The sequence below is a fragment of the Haliscomenobacter sp. genome (assembly GCF_040403615.1).
GTDB lineage: Bacteria > Bacteroidota > Bacteroidia > Chitinophagales > Saprospiraceae > Haliscomenobacter.
In genome coordinates this window covers 1-20,640 of sequence record NZ_JBBAKG010000032.1, presented here as the reverse complement: position 1 = coordinate 20,640, position 20,640 = coordinate 1, and the positions used below count along the sequence as shown (strand labels likewise).

At 46.2% G+C, this 20,640-nt stretch carries 20 protein-coding genes; 17 read left to right on the top strand and 3 right to left on the bottom strand.

Translation table 11 applies throughout. The features are described from left to right. The first annotated feature begins 29 nt into the window (after nt 1-29). From ABW391_RS12335 to ABW391_RS12290, 10 genes are read left to right on the top strand one after another with little or no spacing between them, the layout of a single operon-like run. Entirely contained in the window at nt 30-719 is a 690-nt protein-coding gene (locus ABW391_RS12335) for an HAD family hydrolase (protein ID WP_353482177.1), read from the top strand. Then, the gene (locus ABW391_RS12330; RefSeq protein WP_353482176.1) at nt 719-1,564 is read left to right on the top strand and encodes a phosphoribosyltransferase family protein; all 846 of its coding nucleotides are present in this window, start codon (nt 719-721) and stop codon (nt 1,562-1,564) included. Before ABW391_RS12335 ends, ABW391_RS12330 begins: the two co-directional genes overlap by 1 nt. Next, a complete protein-coding gene (locus tag ABW391_RS12325; protein WP_353482175.1) occupies nt 1,554-2,108 on the top strand; it encodes a TerD family protein in 555 nt (184 codons plus the stop codon). Before ABW391_RS12330 ends, ABW391_RS12325 begins: the two co-directional genes overlap by 11 nt. Nucleotides 2,109-2,119: 11 nt before the next feature. Next, nucleotides 2,120-2,779 carry a TerD family protein gene (locus tag ABW391_RS12320; RefSeq protein ID WP_353482174.1) on the top strand — a complete coding sequence of 220 codons (660 nt, stop codon included), beginning with the start codon at nt 2,120-2,122 and terminating at the stop codon, nt 2,777-2,779. 5 nt (nt 2,780-2,784) lie between these two features. Then, entirely contained in the window at nt 2,785-3,423 is a 639-nt protein-coding gene (locus tag ABW391_RS12315) for a vWA domain-containing protein (protein WP_353482173.1), read from the top strand. A 24-nt stretch (nt 3,424-3,447) separates the two neighbouring features. Continuing rightward, nucleotides 3,448-3,930 (top strand): hypothetical protein, encoded by a 483-nt coding sequence (locus tag ABW391_RS12310; RefSeq protein ID WP_353482172.1) that lies wholly within the window; start codon nt 3,448-3,450, stop codon nt 3,928-3,930. Then, nucleotides 3,927-4,562, top strand: a complete 636-nt coding sequence (locus ABW391_RS12305) for a vWA domain-containing protein (RefSeq protein ID WP_353482171.1) — start codon at nt 3,927-3,929, stop codon at nt 4,560-4,562. Before ABW391_RS12310 ends, ABW391_RS12305 begins: the two co-directional genes overlap by 4 nt. A 33-nt stretch (nt 4,563-4,595) precedes the next feature. Then, the gene (locus tag ABW391_RS12300; protein ID WP_353482170.1) at nt 4,596-5,645 is read left to right on the top strand and encodes a TerY-C metal binding domain-containing protein; all 1,050 of its coding nucleotides are present in this window, start codon (nt 4,596-4,598) and stop codon (nt 5,643-5,645) included. Between the two features lie 3 nt (nt 5,646-5,648). Continuing rightward, nucleotides 5,649-7,061: a PP2C family serine/threonine-protein phosphatase gene (locus ABW391_RS12295; protein ID WP_353482169.1), complete on the top strand. Its 1,413-nt coding sequence runs from the start codon at nt 5,649-5,651 to the stop codon at nt 7,059-7,061. Between the two features lie 12 nt (nt 7,062-7,073). Beyond that, the gene (locus ABW391_RS12290) at nt 7,074-8,591 is read left to right on the top strand and encodes a helix-hairpin-helix domain-containing protein (RefSeq protein WP_353482168.1); all 1,518 of its coding nucleotides are present in this window, start codon (nt 7,074-7,076) and stop codon (nt 8,589-8,591) included. Nucleotides 8,592-8,622: 31 nt separating this feature from the next. Here ABW391_RS12290 and ABW391_RS12285 read toward each other — a convergent pair whose 3' ends face one another. Continuing rightward, nucleotides 8,623-9,396: a DUF475 domain-containing protein gene (locus ABW391_RS12285; protein ID WP_353482167.1), complete on the bottom strand. Its 774-nt coding sequence runs from the start codon at nt 9,394-9,396 to the stop codon at nt 8,623-8,625. Nucleotides 9,397-9,552: 156 nt separating this feature from the next. Beyond that, entirely contained in the window at nt 9,553-9,936 is a 384-nt protein-coding gene (locus ABW391_RS12280; protein ID WP_353482166.1) for a DoxX family protein, read from the bottom strand. A 319-nt stretch (nt 9,937-10,255) separates the two neighbouring features. Between ABW391_RS12280 and gldA the strand changes: the two genes are divergently transcribed. The 7 genes from gldA to ABW391_RS12245 all read left to right on the top strand — a co-directional run bounded on the left by gldA (nt 10,256) and on the right by ABW391_RS12245 (nt 19,908). Beyond that, nucleotides 10,256-11,170 (top strand): gliding motility-associated ABC transporter ATP-binding subunit GldA, encoded by a 915-nt coding sequence (gene gldA, locus ABW391_RS12275; RefSeq protein ID WP_353482165.1) that lies wholly within the window; start codon nt 10,256-10,258, stop codon nt 11,168-11,170. Beyond that, nucleotides 11,167-11,835 (top strand): hypothetical protein, encoded by a 669-nt coding sequence (locus ABW391_RS12270; protein ID WP_353482164.1) that lies wholly within the window; start codon nt 11,167-11,169, stop codon nt 11,833-11,835. The genes gldA and ABW391_RS12270 overlap by 4 nt, the downstream gene beginning before the upstream one ends. A gap of 4 nt (nt 11,836-11,839) precedes the next feature. Beyond that, nucleotides 11,840-12,571 carry a gliding motility-associated ABC transporter permease subunit GldF gene (gene gldF, locus ABW391_RS12265; protein ID WP_353482163.1) on the top strand — a complete coding sequence of 244 codons (732 nt, stop codon included), beginning with the start codon at nt 11,840-11,842 and terminating at the stop codon, nt 12,569-12,571. A 2-nt stretch (nt 12,572-12,573) separates the two neighbouring features. Further along, nucleotides 12,574-14,292, top strand: a complete 1,719-nt coding sequence (gene gldG, locus ABW391_RS12260; RefSeq protein ID WP_353482162.1) for a gliding motility-associated ABC transporter substrate-binding protein GldG — start codon at nt 12,574-12,576, stop codon at nt 14,290-14,292. 121 nt (nt 14,293-14,413) lie between these two features. Next, nucleotides 14,414-17,146 carry a TonB-dependent receptor gene (locus tag ABW391_RS12255; protein WP_353482161.1) on the top strand — a complete coding sequence of 911 codons (2,733 nt, stop codon included), beginning with the start codon at nt 14,414-14,416 and terminating at the stop codon, nt 17,144-17,146. Beyond that, complete coding sequence (locus ABW391_RS12250) at nt 17,143-18,201, top strand: DUF4249 family protein (protein ID WP_353482160.1); 1,059 nt, start codon at nt 17,143-17,145, stop codon at nt 18,199-18,201. Before ABW391_RS12255 ends, ABW391_RS12250 begins: the two co-directional genes overlap by 4 nt. Nucleotides 18,202-18,255: 54 nt before the next feature. After that, nucleotides 18,256-19,908 (top strand): hypothetical protein, encoded by a 1,653-nt coding sequence (locus ABW391_RS12245; RefSeq protein ID WP_353482159.1) that lies wholly within the window; start codon nt 18,256-18,258, stop codon nt 19,906-19,908. A gap of 10 nt (nt 19,909-19,918) precedes the next feature. On the opposite strand, the gene ABW391_RS12240 is transcribed toward ABW391_RS12245, so the two are convergent. Then, complete coding sequence (locus ABW391_RS12240; RefSeq protein ID WP_353482158.1) at nt 19,919-20,515, bottom strand: pseudouridine synthase; 597 nt, start codon at nt 20,513-20,515, stop codon at nt 19,919-19,921. Nucleotides 20,516-20,640: the final 125 nt, after the last annotated feature.

Genomic DNA, 20,640 nt, shown 5'->3' with positions numbered 1-20,640 from the left:
CCGTTTCCTCATGACCTCAATTTCTCAGAATGTACCAACATTACTCTTTTGATCTGTGGATGACCCTGATTAAATCAAATCCTTCATTCAAAACAGAAAGAGCAAAAATTTTCCATTCAAAATTCAACTTCGCCAAAAAAACACTTGTAGAAATCGAGCACATCTTTCGTCAGATCGATACCACCTGCAATACCATCAATGAGAAAGTAGGCAACAATATTGATGCGGAAGAAATGTACCTCATGGTGATAGCCGCCATCAATAATTACGACCTAAGTTGTATGTCCGATATCCATATTCAACAATTGTACCACGATATGGAAAACCTGGTTCTGGAATATCCACCTGTATTTTACAGTTCGGAAACCCTGGACGTATTGACGAAACTAAAAGAAAAAGAAAACGCCTCCATGAGCCTGTTGAGCAACACGGGGTTCATTAAAGGACAAACATTGCGCAAAGTGCTTAAAAACCTGGGCGTAGATGCCTATCTGAATTTCCAGTTGTATTCAGATGAAACAGGGTATTCCAAGCCCAATCCGCAGTTTTTTCAACTTTTGCTCGATTCTGTGGAATCATTGGGAACTAAATGCCTGCCCAGTGACATTCTTCACGTCGGAGACAATCCTATTGCAGATGCAGCAGGGGCGCAACAACTTGGAATCAATCATTTGTTGATCAATTCCAATGCAATACCGATTTCAAAACTCCTCAATTGATGAAGCACCACTATTCCCTACATAATATCGATCAGGCTCATGCACTTGGCTTTAGCCCTGACGACTACAGCCGGTTTAAATTTGGCGACAATGATGTGGCCAAAGCATTTGGACATGACCTAGCAAAGGGATTCATCCAAAATTACCATGCTCAGCTCCTGATGGAGCCGCAAATCGTGGTGGTTTCAAGCCCTTACTCTTTTATTCCAACCGCAACTTTTGCCCTAAAAAACTACTTTGTTTCCACCTTAAATCGCTGGCTGGTTTTGCAGCAATTGCCCGTTGTGCAAGAAACCAAAATTCACCGCGACATCACCTACAAGGAGGATTATGGCGCACTCAGTGCCGAAGAGAGAATAAAGCTGATCGGCAACGATCATTTTCACATCGACAAGCATTTTCTGACCAACAAAACCATCGTTTTTCTGGATGATATAAAAATCACCGGAAGTCATGAACGCATGATTCTGCGAATGGCAGAAGAGTACCAATTGGACAATGATCTTTACATGCTCTATTTCGCCGAACTGACCAATAAAAGCATCCATCCAAAATTTGAAAATTTTCTCAACTACCATTGCATTCAGTCCATTGGTGATCTGGAAGACATTATCAGTAGTGGCAATTTTGTTTTCAATACCAGAGTGGTCAAGTTTATTCTAAATTATGAGCCGCTGGCTTGTGCGGCATTTCTCAAAAAACAGTCCGCTGATTTCATGAATCAATTGTACGATCTGGCCTTGGGCAATGGCTACCATACCATTGAGGCATACGAACAAAACCTGCAATACATCCAGGATCATTTATTTTCCAATCGACACAAACAATTCCAATATGGCAATTAATCTCCAAAAAGGGCAAAGACAAAATATTTCTGCCCCAAAATTTATCATCGGATTGGGTTGGGACACCAACGCCAACACTACAGGTACAGATTTTGACCTGGATGCTTCCATTTTCATACTGGGAGACAATCAAAAACTGTTGGCTGATGAATATTTCGTATTTTACAACAACCTGAAATCTCCAGATGGCTGTGTAGAACACACTGGGGATAACCGTACCGGAGATGGCGATGGAGATGATGAAGAAATCATTGTTGATTTGGGAAAGGCTAACGCAGGGATCAAAGAAATTTGCGTGGTCGTAACGATCCACGATGCAGAGAGCCGCCGTCAAAACTTTGGTCAGGTCAGAAATTCCTTTATTCGAATTTTGGATGCTGCTACCAAAACCGAAATTCTGAAATACGAATTGGAAGAAGATTTTTCAATCGAAACGGCAATTGAATTTGGCTGCATTTATAAAAAAGAAGACACCTGGAAATTTGAAGCCGTAGGCACAGGTATGAAAGGTGGACTCGAAGAATACATTCAAAGATACAGCTAAAACATTCTATTATGGCAATTAATTTAACCAAAGGTCAAAGAATTGACCTCAGAAAATCAAATGGAGCAACCCTTACCAACTTTTGCGTTGGCGTAAACTGGGGGGCAATCGAATCTAAATCGCTTTGGGGGCTTTCAAAGAAAGTACAAGACGTAGACCTCGATTTAAGTTGCATTTTGCTCAATGCCAATGGCGATCCCTGCGATCACATGTACTCCCCCCTCTATCGGGTTGACGTCTTGCAAAAATTTGGACTCCCCGCTGGCAAACTGATTACGGCAGATGGTGCCATGCGCCACTCCGGAGACGATCGCGCCGGCGACCAAGGTGGAGACGATGGTCTCGACAACGAAATCATTACCGTAGATTTGTCGAAGATCAGTGCAGAAGTAACTCAGATTTTCTTCTTTCTCAACAATGCCGGCCAAGAGGATTTCTCCCAAATTCCCTATGCCAAAATCCGCATGTACGAAGGCACCACCACCCATGTCAAAGAAGAATTTGCTTCTTACAATGTATCTGCTGAAGCTCAATTTGCGGGTAAAAAAGCAATCATCATGGGTAAATTGTACAAAAAAGATACTGAATGGAAATTCAATGCCATCGGTGATCCAACCGACGATACTTTCCTGGGTCAAACCATTCACCGCATTATGAAATCTTACAAATAACCCCAATGAGGAGACTTCCTGTATACCTATTGTTAGACACTTCTGGATCAATGAATGGCGAGCCAATTGAAGCAGTGAAAAATGGCGTCCAAGTAATGATCAGTACGCTTCGGCAAAACCCTCAGGCCATTGAAACTGCTTTTATCAGCATCATAACTTTCGACAGCGCGGCGCAACAACTTATCCCATTGACCGAGTTGGCCAGTTTTCAAATGGTTGATTTGAAAGCCAGTGGCACTACTGCTTTAGGGGATGCCTTAACCTTGTTGAGCAACCGCATCAACAATGAAGTCGAAAAAACCACCCTCGATAAAAAAGGGGACTGGAAGCCCATTGTATTCATCATGACCGATGGGGTGCCCACCGATGACTGGAAAGTTGGCCTCAATGCATTCAAACAGTGCAAAACGGCTTTTACCATTGCCTGTGGAGCTGGAAGTGGCGCAGATGTCAATGTACTCAAGGCAATCACCGACAACGTCATTAGCCTGGACTCAGCAGACAGCCATAGCATTTCAAAGTTCTTTCAATGGGTTACAGCTTCTATCGGGGTTAGCTCTACAAAAGTTGAAGAAAGTGGCGCAGAAGTTACCGTTCTCAAGGACTTGCCTCCGCCCCCATCTGAACTAAACCTAGTCGTGTAATTTTAAACCAAAAAACCAGTCAAAATGGCTCAAATTAAAAACATCGACGGATTAACCATTGATCAAGTAAGGGATCTGGTTGATCAGGGCGGAAAATTTGTAATCTTCCAATACGCCATCTCAATTTTAGTGATGACCTTCCGCCAATCTTCTGACGTATATTTTATCAAACCTGACGAGAGTGCGGTGAGTAAGCACATCGGATTCACCATTCTGACCCTGGTTATGGGTTGGTGGGGATTCCCCTGGGGACCAATTTATAGCATCGGAGCTTTGGTCACCAACTTTTCAGGTGGAAAGGATGTGACCCATGAAATCATGGATCAAATTGCAGCAAACTACGGCAACCGAATACCCGGGGCAACCAATCCGGCCAACCCGTACAACCTGCCCAATGCCAATCCAGTCAATAGCAGCAGTACTTCAGCAAACAGTGGTTACAATCTTCCCAATCAAAACAACAATTCCAATTCGTCGGGCAGCAACAATTACAACATTCCAACATGAGGCGATTACCTGTTTATTTCTTATTGGATACTTCCGGCTCAATGTACGGTGAGCCAATTCAGGCGTTGAACAACGCCCTCAGCGGCATGGTCAGCACTTTACGCATGGACGCCCAGGCATTGGATTCACTCTGGATCAGCATCATTACTTTTGATCGGGAAGTAAAAGAAATAGCGCCTTTGACGGAACTGGTGAGTTTCCAACTTCCTGAAATTACCTGTCCACAAAGCGGCCCCACCCATACAGGGAAGTGCCTGGAAGTGGTTTACCAAAAAGTAAACAGCGAAGTGCGCAAAGGGAGCGACACCCAAAAAGGGGATTGGAAGCCCCTGCTTTTTTTGTTTACAGATGGAAAGCCTTCAGATATTCAACTTTACCGCGAAATGATCCCCAAAATCAAAAGCATTGATTTTGGGGCCATCGTAGGCTGCGCAGCGGGGCATCTTGCCGATGACTCCTTGCTCAAGGAACTAACCGATACGGTGGTTCACCTGGATTCGTGTGACAGTACAACCCTCAAAACATTTTTCAAATGGGTATCTGACACCATTGAGAATGGCAATAAGAGCCAAGGCACTGGCGAAAGCGTAGCTTTGCCAGCACCTCCTTCAGAAGTTATTGTCGTGATATAATCAATCTTTTTCAACGTTGATGATCCTAAAATTATGAGCAGACGTTTTCCCGTGTACTTTCTAATTGATGTTTCAGAATCCATGGTGGGAGAGCCTATTCAACAAGTTGAAGAAGGCTTGGCCAATATTATCAAAGAACTCAAAAGTGATCCCTTCGCCCTCGAAACGGTATGGGTTTCGATTATCGTATTTGCTGGTCAAGCCAAAACCCTGATCCCGCTGCAGGAAATTTTCAGTTTTTATCCGCCAAAATTCCCCATCGGCAGTGGCACCTCTCTTGGCAATGGCTTGGGACAATTAATGTTTGAATTGAGAAAGAATACCATTAAAACCACCCTGGAGCAAAAGGGAGACTGGAAACCCATCGTTTTCTTGTTTACCGACGGAGTACCTACCGACGAAACGCGCGGAGCCATTGCTGAGTGGCAACAAAATTGGCAACGCTCGGTCAATTTGGTAGCCGTTGCCCTGGGTGATCAAACCGATGTAGGGCTTTTAGGACAACTCACCGACAACGTCTTGTTTTTCAACGACAACAAGACCAACTCTTACAAAGAGTTTTTTAAGTGGGTAACCGCCTCCATCAAAACCAACAGCATTGCGGTAGAACAAAACCCCAACAGTTTTGACCTTACGGAATTGGAAGGCGGTTCATTGTCTAAAATTGACCTTAAAAAAAGCCCCAATTCCAACGATTTTATCGACGACAACTACGTGGTGCTGGCCGCAAAATGCCAAAACACCAAGCGCCCATACTTAATGAAATACCGCAAATTCGTTGCGCAAACGGGCAATGGCTGGGGCCAAACCACCATGTACAAATTGGTAGGTGCGTTTCAGGTAGACAATACCTACTTTGAACTTTCTGATGAAGTTCGGCTCAAACAAAGCATTCATACCGACAAACTAATGGGCGCACCAACTTGCCCTTGCTGTGGAAATCAGGTGGCCTTTGCACTGTGCGAGTGCGGCAACATCCATTGCATCGATATCCAATCTGTCAACACTTGTCCCTGGTGTGGCAATCAGGGCAGGTATGGAATTGGCGAAGGGGGCTTCAACGTAGACCGTACTCAAGGGTAAAACATGAATGACATTAAAGCATATGTTGTTAAATTACTCGAAGCCAAAAACCTCCAGGTTGCCACAAACAAAACAGGCCTGCTGGACAGTTTTTGTGCCGAAGAATCTATTGTAGATGCCGTCAATTTAATCCACAAAACCCAAAAGATGCTCACCGACAAATGGTTAATCAGGAACAGAATTGAGGATGTTTTGCAGAAGAATATGGTTATACCCAACGGTACCGTAGGCAAACCCTACGAAGCAAAGCTCGATTTCATCAAATGGGGTTTGAATGATATCGTATTTACGGAGTTGGAAGGACTGGAAGAGCTTGGCCTCCGGTACAACAATGAGCAGGAAATCATTCACGGCATCCCAGAAAAAGCTGGAGATGTAAAGATATTCTTGAAATTCAGGATCAATGGAGAGCCAGAGGATTCGATTTTGAACGAAAAAAAAATCGCCCTGGTCATCAATCCAGACCCCAGGTCTCTTTGGAAAAACCTGCCCAGTGATCCACACGATTCTTACTGGAAATCCGATGATGCATCCACCTTTGCGCCAATTGGCAACGACAAACACCTGGTAGTGGCTTCCAAACGTGGCCGCTCCCATGCCAATGTAGGCAGCTTCCGCGACGATGACTATGCTTTCCAGTATTTTCCCAATACAGGTTGGAGCCTGGTAGCGGTTGCCGACGGTGCGGGTTCAGCAAAATTGTCCCGCAAGGGATCTGAGTTGGCGTGCAAAGCCATTGTGGATTATTTTGGTCATACTTTTACCCTGGCCAATTCCGAGGAATTTGATGCCTTATTGTACCATTATTTGCTGGGCACTGGCGAAGACACCATTCGCAAGTTGAATCTTTTTGTGTACCAGCACCTTTCACAAGCTGCGTTGTTTGCGCACAATCGTTTGGCTACTTTTTCAAATGAAATCCAGTGTGAGTTAAAAGACCTGCACTCTACCTTGATCTTCACCCTCTTCAAAAAATGTGAGGAAAAATATGCATTCCTTTCGTTTGGGGTTGGAGACTGTCCTATTGCATTGCTCAATTCAGAGATGAGCGAAATTACCATGATGAATTGGTTGGATGTAGGCGAGTTCGGAGGTGGAACGCGCTTCATCACGATGCCAGAAATTTTTTCATCCGACAAGTTTTCTACGCGCTTCAAATTCAAACTGGTAGACGATTTTGCTTACCTCATGCTCCTCACCGATGGCATCTACGACCCCAAGTTTGTGGTAGAAGCAAATCTTGAAAAAATCGAAAATTGGCGCGAATTCATCAAGGATCTGGAAGGCAACAACCCCGAAGAAGCCTCCGTTGATTTGTCGGCAAGCAATCCTGCTATTGATGCCCAATTGTCCAAATGGATGGATTTTTGGAGCATTGGCAACCACGATGACCGAACATTAGCAATCGTTTTTTAAATGGAAAATGCCATGAGCAATATCGTAACCGTCAAGTCTGTCAACCCAAACTCAAACAATACTTACCAATACGTAGACGATGGTGAGCCGAAGCGTGGAGGCGTAAAGGACGTATATTTCAGCCCCGATCGCACTTATGTAGTGGCTCTTTTTCGAGAAAAATTGGATTTCAATCAAAAAGAACGCTTGAGAAAAATCACCACCGATTACCTCAATCAAATCAAAACCAGAGAGGTTGGCGATTACTACCTCAATGAAATTTTCCGTTGGCCTACCGATGTCGTTGAACTCAATGGTCGCATCGGGGTAATCGTTCCAATTTACAGCTCCAAGTTTTTTTTCAAAAAAGGCTACGCCGCCAATGAATTGATCAAAGGTGGCGAAAAAAATGGGAAATGGTTTGCTACCTCCAAATTCAGAAACAAACTTTTTCCCCTAAAACTAGACAATTCTGAACTCGGTGACTGGTTGAGTTATTTTCAAATATGCGTCAACATCGCTCGGGGCGTAAAAAAAATGCACCAGATGGGCCTGGCACATTCGGACTTGTCCTACAACAACGTATTGGTAGACCCTGTAACCAAATCGGCCAGCATCATCGACCTGGACGGCCTCGTAGTGCACGGCGTATACCCGCCCGAAGTGGTGGGTACGGCTGATTTCATTGCCCCAGAAGTATTGGCTACCAAGCACTTGAGCAAAACTGACCCCAATCGAAAATTGCCCAAAAGAGAAACGGATCTGTACGCCCTGGCGGTGTTGATGTACATGTACCTGCTGCGCAGACATCCGCTAAAAGGCGGAAAAGTTCATGATCTGGATACCGAAAAGGATGACTTGCTTTCCATGGGTGAAAAAGCATTGTTTATCGAACATCCTACCGATGCCTCCAACCGCCCTAAACTCAATCAAATTTCAAAATGGGATTTGCCTTGGGGAGATGTATCCAAATTGCCCTACACCATTACCGGCCCCTACCTCAAAGCCCTTTTTGACCAGGCATTCATTGATGGCTTGCACAATCCAGCCCTAAGACCCCCCGCCGATATGTGGGAGCAAGCCTTGCTCAAAACCACCGACTTGATGCAACCTTGTGCAAACCCCGCTTGTGACGAAAAGTGGTACGTGTTTGACAATACAGTCAGTCCCAAATGCCCATTTTGTGGCACCAAGCACGTTGGCACCTTGCCTGTGCTCGACTTGTATTTTGAATTCAAGCCCACTGTATGGAAACCCGAAAACCACCGCTTGATGGTTTACCACAACCAATATTTGTTTCAGTGGCACGTCAATAGAAACATCATTCGCAACGAGCGTTTGAATGCCGAAGACAAAATACCCGTGGGCTATTTCACTTTTCACAACCAGAAATGGGTACTGGTCAATCAAAAACTCAATTCACTCAAGGACGTTACGGAAGGACAAGAAATCCCCATCGGAGGAATGGTAGAATTAACCGATGGCAAGAAAATTTTGCTGTCAACCGAAGCAGGTGGACGCTTGGTGTACATTTCCATGGCCAATTCTTGATCTGTAAAGCAGACTTGTACAAGAAAACCGATTATTCTTTGTTTCCTCTTGCCGGGAAATTGAAGTAGTAGGAGCTCAGAATTGGCAGAATAAAAATCCCAACCGTAAACAGGGAGATGACCAAATCAGCCGTTTCCCCTTCAATAAATTTATTCAAGGCAGAATTTGGCATCAAATGACTATACAAAGAAGCAGTTAGTTTAAGCCCAAGTACTCCAATGACAATGAAGGCGATGGTTTCTAAAAATTCAAATCGCTCCATCAGCTTTACAAAAGTCTGAGCCACAAATCGCATCGCCAAAATGCCAATGAACACGCCAATACAAATCAAATAAATATTTTCGGTAAAGGCTACTGCTGCAAAAACATTGTCAATAGAAAAGGCCAAATCCATCAATTCAACCAATGCTACCGTAGCCCAAAAAATACCAAAGCTCCCTACGGTAGCCCGATAGAGCCAATTGCTTTTTTTATCAACGTAATCGTCACTTGGATCATCAGGGGTAGACTTTCCCTTGAAATAGCCATACGTCAAGTACAACAAATACAAGCCTCCCAGGGGTTTGAGCCACCAGATTGTAATAAGCCAGGCCGCAAAAATCAAACACAGTCCACGGAAAAAGTAGGCGCCAAAAATACCATATTTTAAAGCTTTGTTTCTTTGTTCTTTGGGCAAATCCATGACCATAGTGGCCAGTACTGCAGCATTGTCTACAGAAAGAAGGCTTTCGATCAAAATCAGGTTGAGTACAATGAGGAAGGCAGCTTGTAAATCTTCGCCGAAAATATGCTGAATGAATTCCATGGAGCTTGTCTTAATTGGGTATACATGTATGTATTTACTTCGCAAAAATAATTAAAAAAACTTAATGTCATTAAATTCAGCAAAAATAAACCCGTGATCGAATTATAAAATGATTGCCGTCATCCTGGTTCGTTTCAGGATGACGACCACTATTCCTTATAACCTATTCAATATCGGCAACTGCTTGCGTTCGATAAACACGAGCACCAAGCAACATACAAAAGTAGCCAGGGCCAAACCAAAAAGCTTACCGCCATCATTGTTGACATTGATGCCCAATTTGGTGATGTGGAAAAAAAGTGCACCACTGATCACACCCAACCCGATCACTGCTCCAAAACCACGGGTACGTGGCCATACCAACAAAAATGCAGTGATTAATTCTGCAACGCCAATCCCGATGCGGCCATAGGGCTCCAGTCCCAATTGGGTAAAAATGTATACGCTATCCGGATGGGCAGTAAACTTGAAAAACAGGGTTTGCAATAAAATTATCGCGGCAACTACGGCCAAAACATTTGACAATGAAAGCTTAAACATGATTTAAGGTGTTTTGATGATTAACAATGCAAAGGTAACGGCCATTCTACAGGAAAACTGTTCGCCAGGCTACACTTCAGGGATCAAAAAGGTTGCCAAACGGACATTTACCAGGCCTAAAAGATGAAAAACATGAAAAAAAATTGCGGAAAGATACCCTAAACCTTAAAATTCTCCGTTAGAAGCGAGTTCAAAATATAGTTGAAGCACGTGCCAACTCTTTCTTGGAAACGGAAATCATTAAAGACTCCAGTCTAAAAGTATCTTTATGTGATCTCCGTTCCTTAGTTTTGCGCACAGTCCAAAAAAACAAACAAGCATGTCGGTAACAGTCAAAGGTTTGACGAAATTGTACGGTGAACAAAAAGCCATTGACCAGGTGTCTTTTACAGCGGGCAAAGGGGAAATCCTGGGGTTTTTAGGGCCAAATGGGGCGGGCAAAACCACCACCATGAAAATCATTACCGGCTTTATTCCCCAAACCGCAGGAAGTGCCGAAGTCTGCGGTTTTGATGTCAGTAAGTCCCCCCTGGAAGTCCGCCAACGCATTGGCTACCTGCCCGAGCACAACCCGCTTTACAAAGACATGTACGTCAAGGAGTTTCTGGAATTTGTGGCAGGATTGCACAGCCTGAAGCAACCCTTGCAGCGCGTCAAAGACATGATCGGACTTACCGGACTGGAAAAAGAACAAAACAAGCTCATCGGGGCACTATCCAAAGGTTACCGCCAACGGGTAGGTTTGGCACAAGCCATGCTGCACGACCCCGAGGTACTGATCCTGGATGAACCTACTACAGGCCTCGACCCCAACCAATTGGTCGAAATCCGCAGCCTCATCAAACAATTGGGCAAGGAAAAAACCCTGATTTTTTCGACCCATATCATGCAGGAAGTGGAAGCGATTTGCAACCGGGTACTCATCATCAACAACGGCAAAATTGTTGCCGACGACCGCATCGAAGAACTGCCCAACCTCATCAAGGGAGAATCCATGGTCAGCGTGGCTTTTCTGGAAGAGATCAAGGCCGAACTGCTCAAAAAAATCAAAGGGGTTCATTCCGTCAAAAAAATTGGCCAAGGCGTTTGGCAATTGGCCAGCGACGCCAAAGCTGATATTCGCCCCGATGTATTCCGCTTTGCGGTAGACCAAAAATTGACCCTGATCGAAATGCACAAGGAAGCATATTCTGTAGAAGATGTTTTTCAAAAATTGACCGCAAAATCCAAATGAACAAAGCGATAACTTACATCGGATTTCTTGTCATTCTGCTTTGGAGCAATACCGTTGTCGGCCAAAACCGTACGGCGGTAAAACCCAGTTACGTGTTTAAAGACGGCATTTACCAATCCCTGGAGGCGTTTCAAAGCGATCAGCCGCAGTATTCGATGGTCAACGTTGAGTTTTCGGCAGTGGTCAACGAAGAGAAAAAAGTAGTGCAGGTAGAATGGATAAAACCAAAAGATGGCGATACCCTGGACATGGATTCCATTTGGGGTTTGTGCTGGAGTGGCCGGCCTTTTATACGTATTCCTTCGGACAGTACCCGCCGCAAATTGGTCATTTTCGCAGAATTGACGCTGGTGGGCAACATCTCGCTTTTTTCTTACGAAACAGAAGTAGACCGCTGGGTAGAAATCAAAGCCTATTTTCCACAAACCAATATTCCTTTTCGGCAAGGCAAAATCAAAAACGTTGACACCGTGGTACGGGAAAAAATGCTGCGCCTGGAAACAGGTGAAATTGCGCCCCTTTCCAAAGAAAACTTAAGCCAATGGGTCAAAGACCGACCGGAATTTCCGCGGGCCATCGCTGAACTTACCCCCGAAAAAACGGCAGAATTTTTGCCCCGCCTGATCAAAGCCTACAATGAGCGCAACCCGTTCTACTTAAAATAAACCTATGTGGACGATTTTTAAAAAAGAAGTGAACTCCTTTCTCAGTTCCTTGATCGGATACATCTCCATCGCCGTTTTTTTGGTGATTTTGGGGTTGTTTGTGTTTGTATTCGCAGATTCCAGTATCCTCGAAAACAAGTTTGCCACCCTGGCGCCCTTGTTTGATACTGCTCCATTGGTGTTTATGTTTCTGATCCCAGCCATCACCATGCGGCTGCTGGCCGAAGAGCAACAGACCGGCACGATCGAGTTTTTGGCCACCAAACCCGTGCGGGAAATCGACATCATTTTGGGCAAGTATTTTGCGGCACTCGCGTTGGTACTTTTTGCCATTTTACCCACGGTTTTGTATTACTACACGGTGTATCAACTCGGTTTGCCCAAAGGCAATCTGGATGCAGGGGCCATCCTTGGGTCATACCTGGGACTTTTCCTGTTGGCAGCCATTTTTGCAGCGGTGGGGATCTTCGCCTCTTCGCTGAGCAGCAACCAGATTTTGGCTTTTTTGTTGGCCACCTTCCTGTGCTTTATGTTGTACTACGGATTTTACTACTTCAGCAAACTGCCAGTATTTGCAGGCCGACTCGACGATTTGATTCAAAAAATGGGCATCGATTACCATTACAATTCGATCAGTCGTGGCATTGTCGATACCCGTGATTTGGTGTACTTTTTTTCTGTAAGCATCCTCTTTCTGGCCTTGACCTTGTTTTCGCTGGAAAGAAGAAAATGGTAATTATGAGCAACAACAAAAAAATGCAATCCCTCCTGCAAATGGGGCTTTTTTTAGGGATTGTTGTCTTTCTAAATATTCTGGCCAATGCACGGCTGGGCAATTTTGCCTTGTACCGAACCTTTGACCTCACCCAGGAAAAACGCTTCACACTCACCGACGGCACCAAGAATTTGCTGCGCAACCTCGATGAAATCGTGTATGTCAAAGTCATGCTCGATGGCAAATTGCCCGCCGAGTTGAAACGCCTCCGGTCTTCCGCCATCGATGTGCTGGATGATTTTCGAAGTCAATCTGCGCTGGTAGATTACGATTTTGATAACCCCATGGAAGGCAAAGACGCAGAAGTCAACGCCCGGATGGAGCAATTGCGCAAGGAAGGCATGTTTCCCATGTCTTTTACAGTAATGAAAGGTGCCCAACGCGACGAAACTCCTGTTTTTCCCTATGCCGTAGTCAACTACAAAGGGCGCAGCCTGGCTGTTAATCTCATGGAAAACCAGGATCCTTCGCAATCAGCTGACGTGGTGCTCAACAATGCGGTGTCACTCCTGGAATACAAATTGGCCAACGCCATCCAAAAATTGCAACAAGTCAGCAAACCGAATGTACTGTTCACGGTAGGGCATGGCGAGATTGGCCCCAATGAACGCAAGGATTTTGAACTCACCTTGCGCAAATTTTGCAATACTGGCACCATTTTTCTGGACAGCGTTACGTACATCAATCCTGAAATTTCGGCGTTGATCGTAGCTAAACCGCTCAATGCTTTTTCCGAAAAAGACAAATTCAAAATCGACCAATACGTAATGAGTGGTGGCAAGATCCTCTGGTTGCTGGACATGGTGCGCATGGACAAAGACAGTCTTTTTGCCCACCCCGAATACATCCCCGGCGATTACCAGCTTAAACTCGATGACCTGCTGTTTCGTTATGGCGTTCGCATTCAACCCGATCTGGTACTCGACCTGCAATGTTCGCCCATCTGGATAGCCACTGGCAAGCAAGGTGACCGTCAACAGCGCCAGCACATTGCTTTTCCCTACCACATCCTGACCTTGTCCAACCCTGATCACCCCGTATCCAAGTCGGTAGCACCCGTCAACTTGCTGTTTGCCAGCACCATCGATACCGCAGTGCGTACCAAAACACCAGTGAAAAAAACAGTTTTGCTCACCACCAGCCCCCGCACCCGCTTGCAGTATTTACCCGTGCGGGTGGGGCTTGATTTTTTGCGTTACATCGATCCCAACAAATTCAACAAAGGTACCCAAGTGGTGTCGGTGGCCATGGAAGGCATCTTCCCCTCGATGTACGAAAACCGCATCACTCCTGAGATGCAAACCGGCCTGACCCAACTGGGCCAAACGTTCAAGACCCAAAGCGTACCTACCCGGCAAATCGTGGTAGCAGATGGGGACATAGCCAAAAACAAGTACCTCAAAATGCGCGATCAAGTGGTGCCTCTTGGCTACAACGAAGTGGAAAACTTCATTTACGCCAACAAGGAATTTTTGCAAAATGCGGTGGAATACCTCCTCGATAAAAACGGCATCATCGCGGCCCGTGGCAAAGAAGTGCGCTTGCGCATGCTGGACACCACCCGCGCCCAAAGCGAAAAATCATGGTGGCAGCTGGTGAATATCCTGTTCCCTCTGTTGCTGATCAGCGCGTTTGGTGGGCTATACGGCTGGTGGCGCAAAAGACGCTTCACCAGAGCGTAACTTAACGTGAGTTCGGAGGTTTTCAAAAGGATTGAATATGCTATGTGTTGATTTATCCGCAGTGTTTTTTATCTTTATCCAACAGACCCGTTGTAACGGGAATCTAACCTGAACGGATAGTATGAAAACACACATTTTGCAATGCCTGCTGGCCATATGGCTGATTGGTTGCGTTACCCATCATGCCTGTGCACAAACCCAGGCGGCAGATCTGCGCATTCGTGCCTCGCTCGAACAGCAGCCGCTACCTGTCATCTTCCAATACCTAGAGGAAAATTATCCCCTGCGTTTTTACTATCCGGTCGAAAGTTTGCCTGTTGGCACATTTTCTCTCTTGGTCAACGATCTGCGACTGGAGGAAGCGCTGCAAAAATTATTGGCCGATACCCCATATAGCTTTTTCTTTTACCGCGATTACGCTGTAATCATTGCCACCAGGGAATTCATCAATCAAACCTTTGCCGCCGATTATTACCTGGCGCTGGAACGGGGCCTGAACGCCATTCGCGACAGCAGTGCCAATAAAAAAACCATCAACATTGGGGACATCCGCCAGTTGAAAGCCTCCGGCCAAGCCAAAGTGAGTGGATTGGTACTGCAACAAAAAGACAAAACGCCAGTCATCGGCGCTTCCGTCCGCGTGATCGACCAGAACCGAGGCAGCGCTACCAACGAAGATGGCCGCTTCGAACTCGAACTTCCCGTAGGCAAACACCAACTCTTGATCCAATACATCGGCAATGCAGACCTGATCCAGGACATTCAGTTGGCCAGCGATGGCACCCTTACCCTCAGCATGGAAAGCGCTGCCGTGAACCTCGATGAAGTGGTTGTAGGCGCAAAAGCAGTAGATGCCAACGTAGAAAATGTGCAAATTGGTCTGACTCGACTCGATCTGAAAAGCATCAACAAATTGCCTTCCTTTTTGGGGGAAACGGACGTGATCAAAAGCCTGCTGCTGTCTCCCGGAGTTAGCTCCATTGGTGAAGGCGCCACGGGCTTCAATGTGCGGGGCGGAGAAGTAGACCAAAACCTGGTGTTGCAAGACGACGGCATCCTTTTTAATTCTTCCCACGCGCTGGGCTTTTTTAGCTCCTTTCATTCCGATATCCTCAGCCGGGTTACCTTGTACAAGAGCATCATTCCAGCACAATACGGAGGCCGCCTGGCTTCGGTATTGGACGTTGAAATGCGCGATGGGAATTTTGAAAAACTGCGCATCAAGGGGGGCATTGGCCCCGTGAGCAGTCGCATCGCCATTGAGGGGCCAGTCATTCCCAAAAAGAGTTCGTTCATTGCCGGATTTCGCTCTTCCTACTCCGACTGGGTGCTGCGCTCGGCCAGAAACGTAGAAGTGCGCAACAGTTCGGCCTTCTTTTACGACGCCAACTTCCGGTACACCCATCGATTCAATGAAAAGAACACCATCATTCTGGCCGCTTATGCCAGCAAAGATCAATTTGCCTACAACAACGCATTCGGGTTTGATTACCAAACCCTGATGGGGCAGGCCATTTACAAGAGGATTTTCTCCAATAAATTGTTTTCAAAACTCTCTGCTACTCTAAGCAATTACGAGAGTATTCAACACGATTATGCGGGCATCGATGCTTCTCGACTCGACAACAACATCCAATCTTTCAGCCTGAAAGAACAGCTCACTTTCATCCCGCGCGATGGCCTGCAATTTGATGCCGGGCTTTCCACCATTGGTTATGCTACCTTACCCGGAACGAGGCAACCAGCAGGGGAATTCTCGCAGGTTTTTGCCAAAACCCTGGAAAAAGAGCAGGGCCTCGAATCGGCAGCTTTTGTCAATGCGGATTGGTCACCTGATCCGGCTTTGCAAATTTCCGGGGGGATTCGCTTTGGTTTGTACCAATTTTTGGGCTCAAAAACTGCGTTTGTCTATCAAAATCCGGAATTGCCCAACTTGCAGGAAATCACCGATACCATCCTCTACCCAAAAGGGAAAACCATCGCAACCTATACAAGCCTTGAGCCGAGGGTATCTGCCCGTTACCGCTTTTCGAAAGACATTTCTGTCAAGTTGGGCTACAGCCGTACCGCACAATTCATCAACCAGATTTTCAATTCGGCTTCGCCAACCCCCACCAGTCAATATCAGTTGAGCACCCAATACATTGAACCGACCCGCTCGCACAACGTTTCTTTGGGCTATTTTCAAAACTTCAAAGACAACCTCTGGGAAACTTCGGTGGAAGTGTATGGCCGGGCCATCGACCAGCTTTTTGATTACAAGGATTTTGCCAACCTGAACGTAAACGAACACCTTGAAACCGAAATTCTGAAAGGAAAAGGCCGCGCTTACGGGATGGAATTGAGCATCAAGAAAAACAGCGGCCTGGTGCATGGTTTGCTGAGTTACACCCTTTCACGTACCGAAAGGCAAATCGCAGGCATCAATCGAGGCGAATGGTACCCCAGCAATTTCAACAAACCCCATGACCTGTCTCTGGTACTAAATTACCAATACAACCAACGGCACACTTTGACCGTAAAATTCACCTATGGCACCGGGCGGCCTACCACCGCGCCACAAGGCAGTTACCGCACCCCCAACGGCGTATTGATCCCCATTTATTCCGACCGCAATGCGCTGCGGATTCCCGATTACCACCGCCTGGATTTGGCGTATACCATCGGGAAAGACCACCGCAAAAACAGCAAATTCAAAACCAGTTGGACGGTTTCGCTTTACAATGCCTATGCCCGCAGGAATGCATTTTCGGTGTATTTCACCCAATCGCCACTTACCGCCGGACAAGCCAATCGCCTTGCCGTATTGGGTACCGTGTTTCCTTCCATCACCTTCAATTTTGAAACCTTATGAGAAATGGCCTATTGTTGCTGCTCCTCGCTTTGGTATGCACTACTTGCCTGGATGAGATAGAACTCAAAAACCAGCGTTTTGACACCAAGGCGGTGATCATTCAAGGCAAAATTGTGAATGGCAGTACCGCGGTAGCGGAAGTCACCGTACAACGCATTGGTGATTACGACGGGATCGAACTGGAAACGCATGTCAGCTCGGCCAAAGTTACGCTGATAAGTGAATCTGGAGCAAGCATTGATTTTAGTGAAATATTCGCCAAGCGCCTTTACCGCGTGGTGATCCCCGGCAATCATCCTACTTTTCGGGTACAAAATGGCCAGGGTTATTCCATCCGGGTTACTTTGCCCGATGGCCGCAAGTACGAATCCGGGGTGGAAAAAATGATCCCGGTTCCTAAACTGGAGAAAACCAGTTATCAACAGCTCGATCTGGCTTTGCCCAACAAAAAAGGCTTCATCAGCACTGCTGCTTACCTGCGTTTTTGGATCAACACCTCCTTAAAGGCAGCCAATTCAACCGAAAAAGCAAAACTGCGCTGGGAACTGACCGCGGTGTACCGCCTGACCGATGATCGAGCCCGTATCTGTTACAACACCGAACCTGTGCGTCTGGAAAAAATCTTCATTTACGACGGCGCCGCTTTCCAGCAAGACCGTTTGGATAAACACCCCCTTGCCGATGCCTTATTGGATCACCGCTTTGCCGAAGGTTTTTACCTGACCCTGATTCAGGAAAGCTTGAGCTACAATGCCTTCCAATACTGGGATCAGGTGCGCAACCTTGCGGAGCGAACCGGCAACATGTTTGAGGCTCCAGCAGCAACCATTGCAACCAACATCAAAAATGCTGTTGACCCCAAAGAGCCTGTATTCGGTTTCTTTTACGCGACCACCCAAGACACCATGCGCATTTACGTAAAACCCGAGCAGGTGGGCAGTCCAGTCAAGTACTGTCCACAGCCACCTACACCCCGCATTGGGCCTACCATTTGCGACAACTGCTTGTTGCAAACCGGCAGTACATTGACAAAACCCAGTTTTTGGATCGATTAAGTATGACGCAAAAAATCGGGAAGTAATTTTTGGCGTCACAATAAAGAAGCAATTATGCCATTCAAATTCATTTTTCTATTCATCTGGAGTTTGTTGCTGATTCAGCCCGAAGCCAAGGCACAAAACCCCCAGGAAACATCCTGCCTAGTCCATCTCGACAAGTCGTTCTATGTAAGTGGCGAGGTGATTTGGTTCAAAATCTACCTTCCTATTGAAACCCGTGAAAAAGCGTTTACTCTACAAGTAGGCATCATTGGCAAAAATGGTGCACCAATTAGCACCTTCTTTTTACCCACCATGGGAAAAACTCAGGTCAATGGCAGCTTTAAAATCCCCTTCGATGTGGCTTCCGGGGTATATTCCTTGGCTTTTTTGGCTTTGGAAAAGGCCAGCAAACAGCCGGTGATCCTGGCAAGTGTACCCGTTTCTATCTACAACGACCTGGAAAAATTGAATCCTGCTGAGCTCAAGGTTTCTGAACCTGTAGCTACCGGCCCCACTTTAAGCCAGGATCTACAAATCGACATTGTACTGGGTAAAGAACAATACCACAGCCGCGAAACCGTGCAAGCCAGCATTCAGGTCAAAGACCGCAATGGACTACCCATAAAAGCAGACTTATCCATCGCGGTCAACGATTGGGCATTGGCCGGGGAGGCAGTTTTCCCTGCAAACACCCTGATTCAAGGAAATGCAGTAACAAGCAATGCTTTGAGTGATCAGTTGTTTATTCCGGTCAAACTCCTGGGTGAAGCGGGTAGTCAAAGCCAAAACCTGATCAGTATTTTTTTTCCAGAAGACTGGCAAATGCTCTACACCTCACCCAAGCAAACTGAATTATTTGTAGAAATGCCCCCCTTCACAGGTCAGCGCAACATCCAGTTTTTGGGCCATCCCAATCCCGATATAGAAATACAACTGCTCAATCCCTTTAAGGCAACTGCCAATAGCACACTGCTGTATACTCCCGGGATATTGAAATACCTGGAATGGAGCCGACAACGCAAAAAAGTCTATCAACTGTACTCAAGGGTAGAAAATCAAATGAATTCAGCCACACAAATCGTGGGCAAAACCCCTCTCCTACCCGATCGCAGTTTGGTAATGGCTGAATTTGAAGCATTTGAAGACCTGGCAACTTTTGCCCGCGAGATATCGACAGCCTTGTCGTTTAAGCTAGATCGGCAAACCAATCGCTACCAGGGCCGCATGTACAACCCCGGCACGCTCACTTTTTACCCCAGCACCCCCATGTTCATCGTGAATGGCAAGGTAACCCGCGATGCAGACTTTGTGGCCCGACTGAAAATCAGCCAGATTGAAAAGATCGATTTGTATTACCAACCCGAAAAATTGTTTGCCAATTTCAAGGCCATTGGCCGCAGCGGAGTGGTCAATATCCAAACTCGCACGGATCTTGAAATTCCAGCAAAGGAGGAAGCAGATCGCTTCAAAATTAGTGGTTTACAAGAACAAATAGCATTCCCAATGCTGGACGCAAAGGACAGCAGTATTCAAAAAACGCAACCCTATTTTCGTCCCCAGGTGTATTGGAATCCCAGCCTGGAGACCGACGCCACGGGCAAAGTCAACTTTACTTTCCTGCAACCCGACGACTGGAGCAATTTCAGTATTGAGGTGATTGCGCAAGGAGAAAATGGAGCCATGGGGCGAGGGATCAAAAAATACACGGTGGTGTGGAAATAAATCTAGTGCCCTAGAGTTTCAGCAGCGCATAAATCTCGGAACGCGTACATTCCTTAATTGCGCCAACGGGTAAATCCCCCAAAGCCAGCTCTTCGATTTGCACCCTGAGCAGGCGCAATACCGGAAAACCCACTTTGGCGCACATCCGCCGCACTTGGCGGTTTTTGCCTTCTTGCAAGGAGATTTCGATCCAGGTCGTAGGAATATTAGCCCGAAAACGAATAGGTGGATTGCGTTCAGGAATAGGTGCCTCCAGCGTCAAGGACTTGGCACGAGCAGGCAGGGTATGGTGCGTTTTTTTGTTGATCCGAATGTCTACACCGTTGCGCAATTGCTGCAAAGCTGCTACAGTGGGGACTCCTTCCACTTGCACCCAGTAGGTACGCCAATGGGCATGACGCGGATCGAGTAATTTTATGTTGAGCAGCGAATCATTGCTGAGTAGCAACAATCCTTCGCTGTCTTGATCCAATCGACCAACAGGATAAACATCGGGTGGAAACGGCCCCAGATCGGCCAGGGTCAGTTGGCCAGGCGTTTCGGGCGTGAATTGGCTCAGGTAGCCGAATGGCTTGTTCAGAAGAAAATAATGGAATGCTTCTTTCAAACAGAATTTTTTTTCAATATCCAATAATCAAGTTTTTCAATATCCAATAATCAATATCCAATATCCAAAGCGGGTTGATGTCAGTTGTTAATCAAGACCCATTCTCGCGTAGGAAGTTTTTGGAT

Coding starts and splice junctions, on each gene's coding strand:
- ABW391_RS12300 (WP_353482170.1), top strand. CDS start 4,596: ATGAGCAGACGTTTTCCCGTGTACTTTCTAATTGATGTTTCAGAATCC.
- gldG (WP_353482162.1), top strand. CDS start 12,574: ATGAGCAACAACAAAAAAATGCAATCCCTCCTGCAAATGGGGCTTTTT.
- ABW391_RS12325 (WP_353482175.1), top strand. CDS start 1,554: ATGGCAATTAATCTCCAAAAAGGGCAAAGACAAAATATTTCTGCCCCA.
- gldF (WP_353482163.1), top strand. CDS start 11,840: ATGTGGACGATTTTTAAAAAAGAAGTGAACTCCTTTCTCAGTTCCTTG.
- ABW391_RS12335 (WP_353482177.1), top strand. CDS start 30: ATGTACCAACATTACTCTTTTGATCTGTGGATGACCCTGATTAAATCA.
- ABW391_RS12290 (WP_353482168.1), top strand. CDS start 7,074: ATGAGCAATATCGTAACCGTCAAGTCTGTCAACCCAAACTCAAACAAT.
- ABW391_RS12255 (WP_353482161.1), top strand. CDS start 14,414: ATGAAAACACACATTTTGCAATGCCTGCTGGCCATATGGCTGATTGGT.
- gldA (WP_353482165.1), top strand. CDS start 10,256: ATGTCGGTAACAGTCAAAGGTTTGACGAAATTGTACGGTGAACAAAAA.
- ABW391_RS12295 (WP_353482169.1), top strand. CDS start 5,649: ATGAATGACATTAAAGCATATGTTGTTAAATTACTCGAAGCCAAAAAC.
- ABW391_RS12305 (WP_353482171.1), top strand. CDS start 3,927: ATGAGGCGATTACCTGTTTATTTCTTATTGGATACTTCCGGCTCAATG.
- ABW391_RS12315 (WP_353482173.1), top strand. CDS start 2,785: ATGAGGAGACTTCCTGTATACCTATTGTTAGACACTTCTGGATCAATG.
- ABW391_RS12250 (WP_353482160.1), top strand. CDS start 17,143: ATGAGAAATGGCCTATTGTTGCTGCTCCTCGCTTTGGTATGCACTACT.
- ABW391_RS12285 (WP_353482167.1), bottom strand. CDS start 9,396: ATGGAATTCATTCAGCATATTTTCGGCGAAGATTTACAAGCTGCCTTC.
- ABW391_RS12310 (WP_353482172.1), top strand. CDS start 3,448: ATGGCTCAAATTAAAAACATCGACGGATTAACCATTGATCAAGTAAGG.
- ABW391_RS12330 (WP_353482176.1), top strand. CDS start 719: ATGAAGCACCACTATTCCCTACATAATATCGATCAGGCTCATGCACTT.
- ABW391_RS12270 (WP_353482164.1), top strand. CDS start 11,167: ATGAACAAAGCGATAACTTACATCGGATTTCTTGTCATTCTGCTTTGG.
- ABW391_RS12320 (WP_353482174.1), top strand. CDS start 2,120: ATGGCAATTAATTTAACCAAAGGTCAAAGAATTGACCTCAGAAAATCA.
- ABW391_RS12280 (WP_353482166.1), bottom strand. CDS start 9,936: ATGTTTAAGCTTTCATTGTCAAATGTTTTGGCCGTAGTTGCCGCGATA.
- ABW391_RS12245 (WP_353482159.1), top strand. CDS start 18,256: ATGCCATTCAAATTCATTTTTCTATTCATCTGGAGTTTGTTGCTGATT.